This window comes from uncultured Methanobrevibacter sp., from assembly GCF_902769175.1.
Classification (GTDB): domain Archaea; phylum Methanobacteriota; class Methanobacteria; order Methanobacteriales; family Methanobacteriaceae; genus Methanobrevibacter.
This window is the reverse complement of sequence record NZ_CACXNW010000004.1, coordinates 22,281-39,719: the sequence shown is the minus strand read 5'-3', so window position 1 is coordinate 39,719 and position 17,439 is coordinate 22,281. Positions and strand designations below refer to the sequence as shown.

The following is a 17,439-nucleotide window of genomic DNA, read 5'->3' as shown; positions in this document are numbered from 1 at the left end:
AAATGTTCCATATCCATGACTGACCCTACCCATCAATTATCACATCACCAGTCTGATTAGGGTCTGACATTATGACTATGTTCTTATTGATGTTCAATCCAACGTTTCCAATTCCTCTGTAAACTCCTGGAGGAACTATAATCGCAAATCCATCATCAATATTATTGATTGCCTCTTCAAATGTGGCAAAGGAAGATGTATCATCAGACAAATCTTCGCGTATGCGAACAATACCATAAACGAGAAGTCCGACAGTAACTCCAGCACCTGTCCAAGTCACTACCATTTTTCTAGTAGGCCAAGACCAAGCCTGATATGTTATGTTCTCATAATCCAATATGACGCTAAGGCTAACGGTACCAACTTTATTAGGAGTGAAAAATATGCTACGTCTTGAATTAGGGAAAAGTTCAGATGGGCTGATTGTTGCAACACCATCAGAGGTAAAACAATTTGCCTCAACACCATATGGGAAAAACGGGAGGAACTCATAATTATTTTTAGGGCTTAACTCGAATTCACTTTGAACATTTGCATAAAGAGTTGGAGATTTAAGAGCGAAACGGACATGAGATTGATCGAAAGGTCTTGAAATATCAAAAATACGGCCATCCACATCAATTATAAATCGAGTATTTGAATATGGGTTATTTCTTCCCCACCAATTTTCAATGACATTAGAGATACGAGTATTTTCAATTTCATATAGCAAAAATCAGATGTGGAATTCGGCACAACGAAAGAATTTTGTTTAATAATAAAATTTACTCTTTCAGATTCAGATTTCAAATGAATGGCAGGAACTTCAACAGAACTACTTTTCACATAAATCTCCCGAAGTACAAAAAGCCCAGTATACTCTGCTATATTAATGTAAAGATCACTGGCTAAATCTTCTGCATGATTACCAATGAGTTTGCATTGGGTAAACCTTAGAAGGACTGCAACAGTTTCATCATATGGTTCATTACTTAAATATCCCATAGCCCCTAAATAAGCTCCCCCTACACTTTGAGCTTGATTTTCGATAAACTCACAGAGGTCAAGGCTACAACGGCATACTAAATACAGCCCGCCACCAGTTTCCTCTGCTTTTTTTCCTGTAAAATTTGAATTTAACAGAAATAAAAGAGTATTCCCATCTTCATCGGCACAAATTCCACCTCCGTTATATCCTGCAGTATTGGAAGCGAAGTTGCAATCAATTATTTTAACAGTATTATTTTCATTTAACAGCTGAGTCTCTTTAATATAAATAGCTCCCCCATCCATCTATGCCATATTTTGGGCAAAATCACTTTGGTAAATTTCTACAGAGCATGAATGGTCCATTGTAATCGCAGCACCGTTGGCAGCATTGTTTGACAGGAATTGAGAATTAAAAACCTCAAATTTTGAAAATGATGAAGCGGATATTGCCCCATCCATAGTGCACTTATTGGATATGAATTTGCAATTACTAAACATTACATCAGACCCTACAATCCGGACAGCATTAATTATCTTGCGAACATCTCCAGTACCTGGAGGAGCCTGATTACGATAACAATCCTCCATATCATTGCTGTAGCCAACATTTATAAATGTCAGATTATTGAAAGTGACTCTAAACTGAGCATTTAGTATATTGAATAATGCAGCTTTATAATCCCCATCAATAATATGGCCATTTCCATTAATGACAGTATTCATTACAGGCTGTATTGAAATTCCAAATACAAATGCTTCATCATATTGCAGATTAAATGCATAATCTGATTCTAAATTTATCAGACCTACTGGCAATGCTGCAGCGATATCTTGAGATTATTGACTAAAGGTTAATCCTGGAATAGCAGCTAATTTTTGCTGTGAACCCTTTGATGCAACTGAATAATCATTTTGAGAACTGTTTTCATTAGCAATGATATCATTTCCATATTCATCATTCAGTAAAACATTCTCACCAGCAAAGCCACTATCTATAGAAGAATAATCCCCTATAGACATATCATCAAAATCAGTAAAACTACTATCTATAGACGAATCACTCTCAAAATCATTTAAATTATCATCTACAACAAAACATTATCCTGCGAATTTTTCTCATTACTTATATCACTTTTTAAAGTTATTTCATTTACATTTTCATTAAAATCGCTTATTTCTATTGCATCTGCCATATTACTCATATCAGTAGCATAAGGTGATGTCAATGTGCATAAAAGAAGTAGTGTTAGCAATAATAATGAAAATGGTTTTAGACCCCATTTCATTTAGTTTCCCCATCAGATTTCTTTATCTTTTATAAATTTATCCAATATGATATATATATATATATATATATATATTTTATATAATATATAAATGAGTATGTTTACAAGATTAAGTAATAATTTTAAATGATGATAAAAGATGAAAAAATAAAATGAAAAATAGAAAATTAATAATACTATAAAAAGAGAAATAGATAAATAGGAAATTTTAAAAGAGAAAATTTAAAAGGAAAAATTTAAAATTATAAAACCATTTAAGGAGGAAAACATGATCGGCTTAAAAAACATCAATACGGAAAACAAGTATGATGAAACAGATGAGAAAAAACTTAAAATAGCTGATACAATATCTGTTTTTACAAATCCTCCTATAATTACCATCCCATTATTTTTATTGATCTGTATAATTCTTGCAAGTAGCGGAACTCCTTTTACAAGCAGCTTTAATTTTAATTGGAGCCAATTCATAATAACAGAAATGATTTCACTTGTCTTTGCCTCTATCTTGCAAATGGCAATCATCCTATACTGGGCAAAGAAATTGAATACAGACAAGGACATATCAAATAGGGAAGACCGTTTCATTCCACTTATTGTAGGTGTAGTGTCCTACTTAATTGGTTTCATAATTTCATTAATCCTTGGAGTTTCCAACTTTTTAACAGTTTTGATCTTATGCTATGCAGTGAATACATTTATTGTAATGCTCATTACAGTCAAATGGAAAATCAGTATACATACAACTGGATTAACAGGACCTGTAGCAGCTTTAATTATGCTTCTTGGACCAATAGGTGCATTGTTTGGATTGCTTTATCCTATACTCATTTGGAGCAGATTCACCTTAAAGAAACATACTATGGCTCAAGCAATAGCTGGAGGAGTCTTTGGATTGGTGATGACCGTTTTGGAAGCCTATCTTTACATGAATCTATTGAATTTGCCAGTCTACAATCTAGTTCCATTAAATGAGTGCTTATGGATGATACTTGCTATAATCATTACACCTATCATTTTAGGGATTTTAACAGTTTTGAATGAAAATGGAAACAGAAATACAAAAAAGATTTTCTACATATTGATGATTCTTGTATTTGTATTCTTCCTACTTTCAGGACATCAATCTGCATTGATAATCTTTGTTCTTACAACAATCGTTTCAATTTTAGTCAGCTATTTTGGTGGAGAAAACTTTAGCTGGTTTAGAGCAATTGCTTAAGAAACAAAAAAAAGAATAAATAACACTTATTTTATAATTTTAAAACAATTAAATAAGAAACAAAAAAAGAATAAATAACACTTATTTTATAATTTTAAAATAATTAAATAAGAAACAAAAAAAAGAATAAATAACACTTATTTTATAATTTTAAAGCAATTAAATAAGAAACAAAAAAATAACAAATAATTCTTTTTTTATAATTTTTAATAGCTAATCCAAATCCAATTATAAATTATGAGACTCTTTTTTGACATTAAATAACTTAAGAATAGCATACTCTTTAAATATTATTAAAAAGATAAATATAATAAAATTATGCTAATTTAGTTTAAAGCAATTTAACTAAAAATAAGCTAATTAAAAAGAAAAATAACTATGAAAAATTATGAAAATAATTATGAAAATAATTATAAAAAGTAATTTGAAAACTAACTATATAAAGATTTAAAAAGGTGAATTTATGAGAATTGTAGCGGCTATTGGAGGATCAATACTATTACAGGATTACAACGCTGAAAGATTTAAGGAATATGCAAGGCTCTTGAAGGAACAAAGTGAAGAGCATGAAATATTTGTTGTTGTAGGTGGAGGAAAACCTGCAAGAGAGTATATTGGAGTTGTAAGAGACCTTGGTGCAGGAGAGGCTAAATGTGATGATATTGGAATAGAAGTTACAAGAGTCAATGCAAAGCTCCTATTGCTTGCACTTGGTGATTCTGCTTATCAAAAAGTTCCTCATAACTTCCAAGAAGCATTGGAATACTCTGCAACTGGAAAAATAGTTGTTATGGGTGGAACTGAACCTGCACACAGTACAGATGCAGTATCTGCAATCTTAGCAGAATATGTTCAAGCGGACATGCTTGTCAACTTAACCGCTGTAGATGGATTATACACCAAAGATCCTAAAAAATATGATGATGCTGAATTGATTGAAGAGATAACCGCTTCTGACATGATGAATATCATCAGCGGCAATGAGGTTAAGGCAGGAACCTATGAATTCATTGACATGACTGCAATTCAAATGATTAAGCGTTCCAACTTGGAAACTGTAATAGCTAATGGTAATGAACCTCAAAACCTCATTAAAGCAATTAAAGGCGAAAAGATTGGAACACGAGTTATATCTGAATAAACAATTTATTTTATAACACTCTTTTTTTATTTTTAAAATTATTGTAAAATTTTAAATTAAAGATTTTTTAAAAATTATTTCTTATTTTAAGTGATTTAAATGACTGGATTAATTGATATAGGATTAAACTTAATGCATAAGTCCTTTGACAAAAACAGAGATGAGATAATAAGCAATGCAAATGCAGTTGGAGTAAGCCAGTTTGTTATTACTGGAACAAATATAAGGTCAAGTGAAACTGCATTGGAATATGCAAAGCAGGACAAATTCAAAGGAGTCTTATTCTCAACTGCAGGTGTTCATCCCCATGATGCTAAAAGCTGTGATGATGAAACCATTGAAACACTAAAGAGATTTGCAAAGGAAGACTGTGTAGTGGCAATTGGAGAATGCGGTCTTGACTATAACAGAAACTATTCTCCACAGGATGTTCAAAGAAAATGGTTTGAAGAGCAAGTAAAGCTTGCAGATGAATTGGATATGCCATTGTTCCTCCATGAAAGGGAAGCTCATGATGATTTAGTCAAAATATTGGAAAAATATCCTAATATGTGTGAAAAGGCTTGTGTCCATTGCTTTACAGGAACCAAAGAGGAAGCTGAAAAATACCTTGAATTAGGCTGCTACATTGGAGTGACCGGTTGGATCTGCGATGAGAGAAGAGGCCAATCATTGCAGGAAGCAGTTACAGTCATACCTCCTGAAAAGATGATGATAGAAACTGATGCTCCATTCCTGATTCCAAGAAATTTCCCTAAAAAGCCTAAATCAAATAAGAACAAGCCTGAATATCTTCCACATATCCTAAATACAATAGCTGAATACAAAGGCATGGATAGGGAAGAGCTTGGAGAAAAGGTAAGTGAAACAACAAGAAAATTCTTCAATATATAATGATGAAAAATAATTATTATGAATAAATAATTATTATGAAAAAAATTATTTTGAAATTTAAAAAAAAATCATCAATTAGAAAATTTTTAAATAATATTAAATGAATAAAATAATGTGTATAAAAATTTAAATAATTGGATTTAATCAAATATTTAGATATTTAAATTTACTTAATTCAAAAAATTTTTTAAAATAAATCAAGATTATAGAAAAATTAAAAAAAGGAAGGTGAAGAATTATGGTAGAACCACACAAACATTGTCCAGTATGTGGAACCCCAATACCAATGAAGGAAAGGGTATGCTCCTCAGATTGTGAAAAAGTATTAACCCAACAACAAAAAAACATTAGAAAAAGCAGAATAATGCTGTTTGGAGTAATTGTAATATTCATTTTAGTATGGACATATTTCATGTACTTCAAATAAATGGAATTTTTCATCAAAAAGAACTCAAAAGTTATTAATTTTTTAAAAATTAAGTTTATAAATTATTTTTATGAATTAAGTTCATAAATTAATTTATGAATTAATTTTAAGAATTATTTTAATAGCTAATTAATTTTTAAAAAAAAAAACTATTTTTAAGTGATAAAATGTTATTATCCTCAACAAGTACTTTAGATAACAAAACTATAATAAAATATCATGGATTGGTTCATGGAGAATCATTAATCGGATCCAATATTTATAAGGATTTATTTTCTGGAGTTAGAGATGTTGTTGCAGGCAGAACTTCCACTTATGAAGAAGACCTTGATGGTGCAAGAAATGAAGCTATTGAAGCCATCGAAGCTAAAGCAAAAGAGTATGGCGCCAATGGAATCATAGGATTGAAGATTTCCTACAATAACCTTGGAGGTACAATGGGAAATACCATTTTAGTTAGCGTTTATGGAACTGCTGTAACTTACAAAGACTAAACATTGATAAATGCTTATTAAAACTATCTAACTTTAAAAAAGCACAAAAAATAAACGCTTATAAAAACCATCTAACTAAGAAAAACAAAAAAACGCTTATAAAAACCATCTAACTTAGAAAAACAATAAATTAATGAATGAAAACAATCCAACTTAAAAGAAATCAGTCTTAATAAAACTTTTTTTAAAAAATAAAACCAAAGAGTGAATAAATGACAAGCGAAATTAAAAATAAGTTAAATAACTTAAAAAACAAGGAAGGGCGAAAAAAATTCCTTATTGAAATAGCATGTATTGCATTTGGAACAATCGTAGGTATAGCAACCTATGTTTTATGCCTATACACTAATTTTGCTATTTTCGGATGGAATTTTGGTCTAGTCTTGTCTCCTCTTTTTGCAGGATATGCAGAAAGCTTTGTTGCAAAAAGGTACCTTCATGAAAGTACAGGAGCAGTAAGCGCATTTATTCTTTTCATAATTACAGTAATATATGGTTTTATTATAGCAAATCCAACTTTAGGATTTAATGTGATTACCGCAGGAAGCATAGTCATAATCATCCAAGCGGCATTTCCTACCGCAATGAATTATTTCCTAATAGCAATGGGTTTAGGTATCGTATCACACCTTTCAGGAGTATTCAAGAAAATAACAAAATTCTTTACTGGATTATATGAGAGAATCTTTAAAAAAGAGTCAAAAGTAAAAAAGGCTTATCAGCAAAAGCAAATTTATGGAGAAAGGCAAATCAACCACAGATATGATTTTTATGATATGGAACTTAATATGAACGACTTGGGAGTTCGCCTATTAACTTTAGAATACCCTCCAGAAGGATTGAAAATTAAAGAACAGAAAGGAATCTATATATCAAGACATATCTTTTCCTCCAACAGAACAGAAGAAATAAAAGAAGGTCTTGAAGATCAGCTGGAAGAAAATGTGCTAATTGGAGTTAAACTAGCTCAAGATAAGGCAATACTAAAATTAATTAAGGAACTAAAGGCTGATGGATGCAACGGCATAATGAATTTAGAAATAATCTTTGATACTGTTGGACCTAAAAAAGGAGATAATGTAAACCAAGTATTCCTTAAAGGAACTGGAGTCGTTTTTGAAGAAGATGGAATTTAAGTTAATAAAAAATGATTTTTTATTAACTCTATTTCAAAACTCCAAAACTTATTTTATTAGCTTTATTTTTACAATTGTAAAAAAGCCAAAACTAATTTATAATTAACTCTTTTTAAATTAAAAAAAAGCTAAAACCATCTATAAATAACTATTTTTACAATTAAAAAAAAAAAGCCAAAACCATCTATAAATAACTATTTTTACAATTAAAAAAAAAAAAACATTATTTTTAGAAAAAGAATAATGTTTTTTGTCTATCTTATTTTTTTTATAAACCTAATAGGATGCTGATTGGATCAAATCCAATCATCTTAATTGCCATATAAATTAATATGATGGCAAATATTTGTTTTAATCTTTTTTCAGGCAATTTATAAGCTAATTTTGCACCAACAGTTGCCATAGGTACTGAAAAGAGAACAATAACTACAAAATTCACCAAACTAACATATCCTAATGAGTAAGGCATTGGATTAACTCCAAAACCAGTGTAAATATAAGAGATAAGTCCTCCAATAGCTGTAAAGGCAATGAATACAGAAGATGTTCCAATAGCTTCAATCAAGGTAAATCCAAACAATATGCAAAGGGATGGAATCAGGAAAACTCCTCCACCTACACCAAGCAATCCGGAGACAATTCCTATTAAAAATCCTACAATTCCTGCATTGACTAAATTGAAATTGATCAATGCCTTTTCTCCATCGCTTCTTGAACCAAATAGCATATTCAAAGCTACAAAAAGCAAAAGACAGGCAAATATGATTTGCAAGATTCTTGATGGAACCATATTAGCAATGAGACCACCACAAAATCCACCTACAATACCAAAAACAGCAAGCTTAATTCCTGGCTTGACAATATCCTTATTCTTTTTCTGATGCTGATATGCACCAGAAGAAGCTGTTGGAATGATTATTGCCAAACTGGTTCCTAATGACACCATCATGGCAAGTGAAGGATCAATGCCTTCTGATGTTAATAAGAAGAACTGCAAAGGAACCATTAGGAATCCTCCACCTACACCAAGCAAACCTGAAGCAAGCCCCGCAAAGATTCCTATCAAGACTAAACCGATATAAAAGCCAATTGAATACATAATCTCACGTAATAATTCTTAAAAAATAAATTAATTAAATAAATCTAATAAAACTAATTGAACTATGAATTAATAAATAGAGCAATGATTTATATTAATAGTTTCTAAAAACTTATATTTAAAATGAAATATAAATAATTAACTAATAAATAGATATTTTATAAAAAAATTAAAAAATATCCTTAAACATTTATTTTTAATGGGAGAAAGTCTTATGAATCGAAAATTAAACAAATATATTCCCTTTGGAATACTATTAATCATTTTAGGAGGATCACTATACTTCCTAAGCGGCATAGACCAATTCATAAGACCATTTACCCAACCGATTCTAATGGGCTCCTCTAAGGGAAAGGACATTCTGTTTTTTGTTCTCCTTGGAATAACAATCATATTATCCACAATTGGAGATAATGAAAGAGTATCCAATTATTTCAAAGGATTGTCAATTCCAGAATTCCTTAAAGATAAGAATTTCTATTTAAAGTTATCTCTAATCTTAGTTTTATTTACTGCAACAGCGGGATTGATAGTGGAATTGTATTTAAGAAATTCACTTGGAATAGGATGGAATACAATACTTGTAATCATGAATCCAAGTCTTACAAGCACAAGCATATTGCATTCCCATTTGTATAAGGCAATATTTGGAACAATCATAGGAATGTTTCTAAGCCATATTCCAACAGGAATACACACTGGAAGCTCATTAAGTGCCTATACTCCAAGCATAATAAATCTACTGTTCATTTTAATTCCAATCACCTACATTGTCATGATTCTTTCCCTGCAAAGACGCAAGGCCTTTCCAAGAATATTGCTGTCATTTGCAATCACTATTGGAATCATTGGAGTTATAGATGGTGGATTCTTCGGCACTCCTGCGATTGGAGGAATATATGTCTTACTAATATTAATGTTTAATGGCAGCCAGCTGGATGCAATTTCAGATTTGATAACTGATAAGGAAAAAAGGCCACATATAAAAGGCAAATTAAATGATGACTGGAAAGACTTTAAATCACTATTTTCTCTTAAAATCGGCCAAAACAAAAAAACAGGCCTTAAATTTTTGAAGAATTTGATTCCGCATATAGCTTTGATATTGATTATTGTCTTAAGGTTTTCAATAGCATTTTATGGTGCAAGTCCAGATTCCTATGAACTTAATATATGCAATGCACATGACATTGATGCATTAGATCAATACGATACATTAAATTTAACAGAGGATGGAAATAAAACAACAATCTACATTTCAAATCAATATAATGAAATGGAATTGTTAAATAACTTGGCCATTAGTTTAGATGGAAAATGCGATTGGTATTCTCTTAGCTGGAACATATATTCATACTTTTAAACAATAAATGTTTAAATAGAGTTAACCAAATATAATTTTAATATTTTAATAATTTTATATATCAATAAACAAAAAATAAGCAAACAAATGTTTTAATAAGTTTATTAAACAAAATCAATCCAAAAACAGCAAACAAATCTTTAATAAGTTTAAATTAAATCAAATTCGATTAAAATACAATGCAATCAAGAGAGGATACAATGAAAATCAGCATTATCATACCAACATATAATGAAGAGGAATACCTTCCTAAACTTCTTGAAAGTATTAAGACCCAGGATTTCACTGATTATGAAGTTATTGTTGCAGATGCACAGTCAAATGATAATACAAGAGAGATTGCTAAGGAATATGGATGCATTGTAGTTGAAGGAGGGCTTCCAGGACCTGGAAGAAATCGAGGTGCAGAAGTTGCTCAAGGAGAGATATTGCTGTTTTTAGACTCTGACTTAGAGCTTACAGAACATTATCTGAGAAATGTTATAGAAGAGTTTGAAGAAGGGGAATATGGAATTGCAATCACCCAAATGACTCCATTGTCCCAAAAGAAAAGAGACATTTACCTTCATGACCTTGCAAACTGGTTTATGATAGCTGTTGAAAACATCAAGCCACATGGTGCAGGATGTTATGGAATCATATCCAGAAGAGAGCTGCATGAAGAGATAAATGGATTTGATGAAAACTTGAGCTTTGGTGAAGACACTGATTATATCGAACGTATGGCAGAAATAAGCGAGTTTAAAGTGCTTAGAAATGCAAAAATTGGTGTTTCCACAAGAAGGCTTGAAGAGGAAGGCCTTTACACTTTGCTTAAGCAATACGGAAAAAGTACTGTAAATGACTTTAGAGGAAAAAGAACCACTGCTGAAGAGTTAGGCTATGGATTTGGACATGATTCTACAGAAAGTCCTATTAAATCAATTGAAAACATAGAAGACTATGAATTTGAACATAACCCAATAGAAGCACTTGACAGTGTGGAAATGGAAAAGATAGCTGAAAAATCAAGAAATAGAAAAATAAAGGACAGAATCAATAAATTCAAAGATCGTGAACCTGAAGAAAACGAATTGCTTGAAGTTAAGGTTAATGAAAATGAGACCACTTTAATAGGAGTCAATTCCGAAAGCGCAGAACACTTGGAAGCGGCTGTACATTCAGACACACCTCTCTTATCAAGTGGAGAAGGGGATAATGCCCTGATAAGCTTAGATGATGCAATTGCAGAAACAGGAAGAAAAAGAATATTCTATTCAGTATGTGGAGAAGGAATGGGACATGCAATCAGAAGCAGCGTAATATTAGAGCATTTGACTAAAAAATATGATGTTTATATCTTCTCAAGCGAAAGGGCATATGAGTTCCTTGCAAAGAAGTTTGATAATGTATTCGAAATTGGAGGATTCAATACTGTCTATGAAAATAATGTTGTAAGAACCAAGAAAACATTCTTCAAAGCAATGAAAGCAAATCCTACAAACTTAAAAGATGGATACAATGTTTTATATAAGCAATACAAGAAAATAAAGCCAAATATAATAATTTCTGACTTTGAAAACTATTCCAGTATTCTAAGCAAGCTAATGAACATTCCATTAATCAGCTTAGACAATATACATATGATTACACAATGTGAATATGATTATCCTCCAAAACATAGAATAGACATGCTTATGGCAATAGCTGTAACCAAATCATATATCCTAAGACCTAAAAGGCATATCATTACCAACTTTTTCCATCCACCGTTAAAGCACCCTAATATGACTGCACAGTACCCTCCTGTTTTAAGGGAAGAGATTCTAAAGCTAAAGCCGGAAGAGGGAGAGCATGTTTTGGTTTATCAAACTGCAGAATCAAGCATAAACCTTATGGAAGAGCTTAAGAAACTGGATCATGAGTTTATTGTATATGGATTCAATAAGGATGAAGTTGATGGGAACTTAACATACAGGTCATTTAATGAGGAGCAAATCTTTGAGGATATGAGAACTGCTAAAGCAATCATAGTAAATGGAGGATTTACCATGATTTCAGAGGCAATTTATCTTAAGAAGCCTATTTACTGCACTCCTGCACATAAGAACTTTGAACAGATATTAAATGGATTCTATGTAGAAAAATTTGGTTTCGGAGAATCTCATGATGAATTGAATGTTGAAGAGATTGAAAGCATTTTAGCAAATCTTGACAAGTACCAAGAAAACTTGAATAAGGTTGAACCATGGGACAATACTGAAATCCTAAAGGATCTTGACTTAAGCATTGAAAAGTATTCAAGACTTGATTACTGATTTCATTATTTTTTTATTCAAATTTTTTTAATATAATTTATGAAATTATAGATAATTTACAAAATTTTTTTTCAAATTTATTCAAGTCTAAGCTATAAAATTATAGAAAATTTACAAAATTTTTTATTCAAATCTTTTCTAATCCTGGCTATAAAATTATAGATAATTTACAAAATTTTTTTATTCAAAATCTTCAAGAATTAACAAAAAACCATCACCAATATACAAAATTTTTTTATTCAAAATCTTCAAGAATTAACAAAAAAGCATCACCAATATACAAAATTTTTTTATTCATTTGTGCTAAACTTGACTATCAAATTATAATAGCCATGCCTTTGACCATCATTTTTTTCACGACAAGAATATTTGTTAAAATGTTTATTTTTAAAATTTAATCATTTAAAACTATTTTTTTTATCATTTCACGAAATTACACGATTTTACGTGAACACAATTTTTTATATTAAAAAAAGGAAATAATTTTAAAAAAATAAAATCGTTTTTTATTAATCAAACAAAATACAAAAACATGAAAATTAAATCAAAAATAAAATAGTTCCCAATCAATCAAACAAAATACAAAAACATGAAAATTAAATCAAAAATAAAATAGTTCCCAATCAATCAAACAAAATACAAAAATTTGAAAATAGATTAAAAAAAAAAATAATAGTTTCATACTAATCAAACAATAGATGAAAACCTAAAAAATTAGAATGTGAATAAAATTGATAAGACTAAAAAATATTAAAAAAAGTAAAAATAAAAAAAGAAAAAATTTGGTGTCTAAAGTGTGACACCCATTTCTAATTGTTCGGTAAGTTCCTTGTATCTGTTACGGATGGTTACTTCAGTTACACCTGCAACATCTGCAACATCTCTTTGAGTTTTTCTTTCACCTAATAAAACAGATGCAATGTATAATGCAGCAGCAGCTACACCAGTAGGACCTCTACCTGAAGTTAATCCTTTTTCCATTGCTTTTTCAATGATTTCAATGGATCTGGATTGTACTTCACCAGATAATCCAAGTTCACTTGCAAATCTAGGAACATAGTCTACTGGAGAAGTAGGAGGCAACTTAATGTTCAATTCTCTTGTCAAGAATCTGTAAGTTCTTCCAACTTCCTTTTTGCTTACTCTGGAAACTTCAGCAATTTCATCTAAAGTACGTGGAACTTTACATCTTCTACAAGCTGCATATAATGAAGCAGCTACAACACCTTCAATACTTCTTCCACGGATAAGCTTGTTTTCTACAGCACTTCTGTAAACAACAGAAGCAGATTCTCTTACGCTTCTTGGAAGACCTAATCTTGAAGAGTCTCTGTCTAATTCACTTAAAGCAAAAGCCAAGTTACGTTCAGTAGCACCAGAAATCCTGATTTTTCTTTGCCATTTTCTTAAACGGTACCATTGAGCTCTGTTTCTTGCAGGAATATCTCTACCATAGATATCTTTATTCCTCCAATCAATCATTGTACTTAAACCTTTATCGTGAATAGTGTAAGTAATAGGAGCACCTACTCTTGTACGTTTGTCTCTTTGTTCATGGTCAAATGCTCTCCATTCAGGACCCATATCTACAAGATTATCATCAATAACTAAACCACAGTTAGCACAAACAACTTCTGCTCTTTCATAGTCACCAATTAAATCAGTGGATCCGCATTGAGGACATACAGTTTGTTTTTCTTGTTCAGAGGTTTCTTTTTTTCTTCTTCTTGAAGTTCTTTTAGAACTTTCACGAACCTCAACACTTAATCCTTCTTTCGTGTTAATCTCTCCTATTAAGTAATTTAAAAAGTTTTTATTCTCTAATGATGAGAAATAAGATTTATGAATTTCCCTAAAAAACAAATAGAGAAATAAGTTTTTAAAGACTTCCCTAATAAAAAATAGAGAAAATTATTATAGATTCCCTTAAAAAAACAATAGAGAAATAAGTTTTTAAAGACTTCCCTAATAAAAAATAGAGAAAATTATTATAGATTCCCTTAAAAAAACAATAGAGAAATAAGTTTTTAAAAGTTATTAAAATTATTAAAAGTTTTTAAATCAACCTAATTGTTTCTTCTTCTTTTTGAATTAGATCTTTTGGAATTCCGTCTAGACTTTGAGTTCCTCTTTGAACCCTTTTTACCTTTTTTACTGAGTTTTTCCATTTCACTTTTAGTAGAAACAAAAAGCTTTTCACCTTGTCTACTTTCAAGATCCCTCCTATTTACAGACCTAAAAATATTTACGGAAACATATGGATTTTTCACTGGCCCAAAAATAGAGTATACCTTACCTATCTTCTGTTTGTCATTTGTAAAAACAAAAGCTCCTGCTGGAGGAGTCTTGGTGGTTTTAACAATAAGCTTTCCAGAATTAGCAAGGTGTGAAATGTTACCTAAAAATTTCATAAAAAATCATCTTAAAAATAAACTTAGTACATCTTAATATTAAGCTACGATAGTATTTAAATGTTTCGATGCCTTTATATATAAAAATTTCTTATTAAAAAGGATTTCTAAATAATCCTAATAATAATACTTATAAATACCATAAGTTTAATCCTTAATCCATAAAACAATTGATTAAGAATAGTTAAAAAACTAACGAACTGTCTAATGCCCTAATTTCTTAAATTTGATTAATTTTATTCGTTACTAATAGAAATAAACAAAAAATTATTAGATTTGCAATCAATTCGAAATATGGATAAGAATAAAAAAATATCCTTTAAAAAAATTATACAGTGATTAGTTTAATCATAATTGTACTCCATCATATATAAAGCTTGTTGCAATTTAATAAATTTATCAAGAATTATATGAAAATATTCAACAACGGAAATGCTCAAAAGAAGAAAAAATAATATGAAAACCCTAAGCAACGGAAATGCTCAAAAGAAGAAAAAATAATATGAAAACCCTAAGCAACGGAAATGCTTAAAGAAAAAAAATAATATGAAAACATTAAGAATGAAAAGAATCTAAAGAGAAGAAAAAATTAATATGAACCATTGATAAAAATAAGAATATGACTAAAATCAGCCAATTGCAAGAAATAATAGACAATTCAAACAATATTGTATTTTTTGGAGGAGCAGGTGTCTCAACAGAAAGTGGAATACCTGACTTTAGATCTGAAAGCGGAATATTTAACAGCCTAAAAAAGTATGGTGCAAGCCCTGAACAATTAGTTTCACATAGCTACTATATAGACCATACTGAAGAATTCTACAATTACTACAAGGAAAACCTTGTCTTCAAGGATGCAGAACCTAATCCGGCCCATATAAAATTAGCAGAACTTGAAAAGGCAGGAAAGCTAAAGGCAGTAATCACCCAAAACATTGATGGATTGCATCAAAAGGCAGGAAGCAAAAAGGTTTTTGAACTTCACGGAAGCATTCACAGAAACTATTGCCAAATCTGCAATAGGGAATATGGTTTAGACCATATCTTAGAAAGTGATGGAATTCCAAAATGTGAATGTGGAGGAATCATCAAGCCAGATGTTGTGCTTTATGAAGAGCCTTTAGACAACTTTGTAATGAATTCTGCTATCCATTACATCTCTGATGCAGACACTTTAATAATTGGAGGAACTTCACTTGTGGTATATCCTGCTGCAGGATTGATAAATTACTTCAACGGTTCAAAACTTGTTCTAATCAATAAAAGCGAAACACCATATGATGGATTAGCCAGCTTAGTCATTAATGAGGCAATTGGAGAAACATTAGACCAAATAGAAATAAAATAAATTAAAAAATATTGAAATTGAATAAAATATTGGAATTGAATAAAACAGGCTAAAATTGAAATAATGAAAATTAAATTAAATAGAATATTGAAATTATAAAATATTGAAAATAAATAATAAATAGAATAATATAATTTAATATAATAATGAAAAATAAAAAAATAAAAAAAAATGTAAAATAAGTAAATAATTAAAATAGAAAAAAATCAAAATAATCAAAATTATTAAAATAAGTAAAATTAGTAAAATAGTGAAATAAGCAAAATAGAAAAAAAGAAAATAATTAAAAGTAAAATAAAAATATTTTACAAATAAAAGATAATTATCTGTTTAATCCAATGATTTCAGATAATAATCTTCCTTTTTTTAGTTCCTTAATTATATGGCTTTCCTTAACCTTAACATTAAAGGTAGCTACCATAGTTTCATGGAATAATTCCTTAGGAATCACTACAACACCATTTTGATCACCAAAGACAAAGTCTCCAGGCCTTATGATATCTTCATCTATTTCCAATTCAACATTGATTTCCCCAAGTCCTAATGCCTTTCCTGCATTTGGAAGGTAATCAAGTGCAAATACTGGATAATCCAAGTCTACAAGAGCATCCATATCTCTTGCCCAGCCATATAAAACGGTTCCAGCGATTCCCTTTTCACCTGCACAAGTGGAAGCAAGCTCTCCCCATACTGATGCTGGCTTGCCATATGTGTAAATGAATAGGACTTCCCCCTTTTCTGCATTATCCATAGCCATTAGGGAAGTTCCCCAGTCATCTGTATTTGTCTTTGCAGTGAATATCTTACCGTAAACCTTATTATTATTCATTGGTTTCAAACCTGCAATAACCCCGTTCCTGCCTGAAACAGAAGCATAAGCATCTGAAACTTGACAAGCGGAACTTGAATCCAATATCTTTTTTAATAATGCATGATTCTTGCTTTTTTCATTATCCAAATCATCAATGGAAAAATCATATTTTGCAATGTCAACATCATCCAAATCAATCACTTTAGATGACTTTTTAAGTAAAGTTTTTGGAGTGACCTTAGCCAAATTAAACACCTCGAAAAAATAAAATAATTATTAATATTAATTAAAAAAATGATTAATGCATCTATAATTAAATTTCTAAAAGATATTTAATAAACATTTCTAATAATTAAAAAGCAGCACCATTCAGAATATAAATTTTTGCAATTGTATTGCCAAATCCAATGATGAAATTATTGATAAATTTACCATTTATTAAAAAATTAAAGTGCTTAGATAAACAAATAAAATAATTTATATATTATGATATAGATATATTTAAGTGGATACTAAAATCATATAAAAATGATATAATATTATA

General features: G+C 30.1%; 18 protein-coding genes. 9 read left to right on the top strand and 9 right to left on the bottom strand.

Features of this window, described 5'->3' with window-relative positions; translation table 11 throughout:
* Positions 1-25: 25 nt before the first annotated feature.
* The 5 genes from QZV12_RS02135 to QZV12_RS02115 form a co-directional block, all read right to left on the bottom strand.
* On the bottom strand, positions 26-712 hold the full coding sequence (locus QZV12_RS02135) for a hypothetical protein (protein WP_295616482.1): 687 nt from the start codon (positions 710-712) through the stop codon (positions 26-28).
* Positions 622-1,272 (bottom strand): hypothetical protein, encoded by a 651-nt coding sequence (locus QZV12_RS02130; RefSeq protein ID WP_295616478.1) that lies wholly within the window; start codon positions 1,270-1,272, stop codon positions 622-624. The genes QZV12_RS02135 and QZV12_RS02130 overlap by 91 nt, the downstream gene beginning before the upstream one ends.
* Positions 1,273-1,785: a hypothetical protein gene (locus QZV12_RS02125; protein ID WP_295616475.1), complete on the bottom strand. Its 513-nt coding sequence runs from the start codon at positions 1,783-1,785 to the stop codon at positions 1,273-1,275.
* Between the two features lie 21 nt (positions 1,786-1,806).
* Complete coding sequence (locus tag QZV12_RS02120) at positions 1,807-1,989, bottom strand: hypothetical protein (RefSeq protein ID WP_295616472.1); 183 nt, start codon at positions 1,987-1,989, stop codon at positions 1,807-1,809.
* Positions 1,990-2,054: 65 nt separating this feature from the next.
* Positions 2,055-2,255, bottom strand: a complete 201-nt coding sequence (locus QZV12_RS02115; protein WP_295616469.1) for a hypothetical protein — start codon at positions 2,253-2,255, stop codon at positions 2,055-2,057.
* Positions 2,256-2,523: 268 nt separating this feature from the next.
* On the opposite strand from QZV12_RS02115, the gene QZV12_RS02110 reads away from it, so the two are divergent.
* The 6 genes from QZV12_RS02110 (at position 2,524) to QZV12_RS02085 (ending at position 7,566) form a co-directional block, all read left to right on the top strand.
* On the top strand, positions 2,524-3,474 hold the full coding sequence (locus QZV12_RS02110) for a hypothetical protein (RefSeq protein WP_295616465.1): 951 nt from the start codon (positions 2,524-2,526) through the stop codon (positions 3,472-3,474).
* A 463-nt stretch (positions 3,475-3,937) separates the two neighbouring features.
* The gene (gene pyrH / locus QZV12_RS02105; protein ID WP_295616462.1) at positions 3,938-4,615 is read left to right on the top strand and encodes a UMP kinase; all 678 of its coding nucleotides are present in this window, start codon (positions 3,938-3,940) and stop codon (positions 4,613-4,615) included.
* Positions 4,616-4,714: 99 nt separating this feature from the next.
* Positions 4,715-5,509, top strand: coding sequence for a TatD family hydrolase (locus QZV12_RS02100; protein ID WP_295616460.1), 795 nt, complete (start codon positions 4,715-4,717; stop codon positions 5,507-5,509).
* A 238-nt stretch (positions 5,510-5,747) separates the two neighbouring features.
* Positions 5,748-5,936, top strand: a complete 189-nt coding sequence (locus tag QZV12_RS02095) for a DUF2116 family Zn-ribbon domain-containing protein (RefSeq protein ID WP_394350714.1) — start codon at positions 5,748-5,750, stop codon at positions 5,934-5,936.
* 167 nt (positions 5,937-6,103) lie between these two features.
* Positions 6,104-6,430 carry a YbjQ family protein gene (locus QZV12_RS02090; RefSeq protein ID WP_295616456.1) on the top strand — a complete coding sequence of 109 codons (327 nt, stop codon included), beginning with the start codon at positions 6,104-6,106 and terminating at the stop codon, positions 6,428-6,430.
* Between the two features lie 212 nt (positions 6,431-6,642).
* The gene (locus tag QZV12_RS02085; protein WP_295616453.1) at positions 6,643-7,566 is read left to right on the top strand and encodes a hypothetical protein; all 924 of its coding nucleotides are present in this window, start codon (positions 6,643-6,645) and stop codon (positions 7,564-7,566) included.
* A gap of 268 nt (positions 7,567-7,834) precedes the next feature.
* Here the strand turns inward: QZV12_RS02085 and QZV12_RS02080 are convergent, their stop codons facing one another.
* Complete coding sequence (locus QZV12_RS02080; RefSeq protein ID WP_366925523.1) at positions 7,835-8,668, bottom strand: sulfite exporter TauE/SafE family protein; 834 nt, start codon at positions 8,666-8,668, stop codon at positions 7,835-7,837.
* Between the two features lie 211 nt (positions 8,669-8,879).
* Between QZV12_RS02080 and QZV12_RS02075 the strand changes: the two genes are divergently transcribed.
* Entirely contained in the window at positions 8,880-10,028 is a 1,149-nt protein-coding gene (locus QZV12_RS02075; RefSeq protein WP_295616447.1) for a hypothetical protein, read from the top strand.
* Positions 10,029-10,228: 200 nt separating this feature from the next.
* On the top strand, positions 10,229-12,325 hold the full coding sequence (locus QZV12_RS02070; RefSeq protein WP_295616443.1) for an MJ1255/VC2487 family glycosyltransferase: 2,097 nt from the start codon (positions 10,229-10,231) through the stop codon (positions 12,323-12,325).
* Between the two features lie 789 nt (positions 12,326-13,114).
* Here QZV12_RS02070 and QZV12_RS02065 read toward each other — a convergent pair.
* A complete protein-coding gene (locus QZV12_RS02065) occupies positions 13,115-14,119 on the bottom strand; it encodes a transcription initiation factor IIB (protein WP_394350715.1) in 1,005 nt (334 codons plus the stop codon).
* A 272-nt stretch (positions 14,120-14,391) separates the two neighbouring features.
* Complete coding sequence (locus tag QZV12_RS02060) at positions 14,392-14,736, bottom strand: Gar1/Naf1 family protein (protein WP_295616440.1); 345 nt, start codon at positions 14,734-14,736, stop codon at positions 14,392-14,394.
* A 619-nt stretch (positions 14,737-15,355) separates the two neighbouring features.
* On the opposite strand from QZV12_RS02060, the gene QZV12_RS02055 reads away from it, so the two are divergent.
* Positions 15,356-16,084 carry an NAD-dependent protein deacylase gene (locus QZV12_RS02055; protein WP_295616437.1) on the top strand — a complete coding sequence of 243 codons (729 nt, stop codon included), beginning with the start codon at positions 15,356-15,358 and terminating at the stop codon, positions 16,082-16,084.
* A gap of 322 nt (positions 16,085-16,406) precedes the next feature.
* Here QZV12_RS02055 and QZV12_RS02050 read toward each other — a convergent pair whose 3' ends face one another.
* Positions 16,407-17,150 (bottom strand): RraA family protein, encoded by a 744-nt coding sequence (locus QZV12_RS02050; protein WP_295616434.1) that lies wholly within the window; start codon positions 17,148-17,150, stop codon positions 16,407-16,409.
* Positions 17,151-17,439 lie beyond the last annotated feature (289 nt).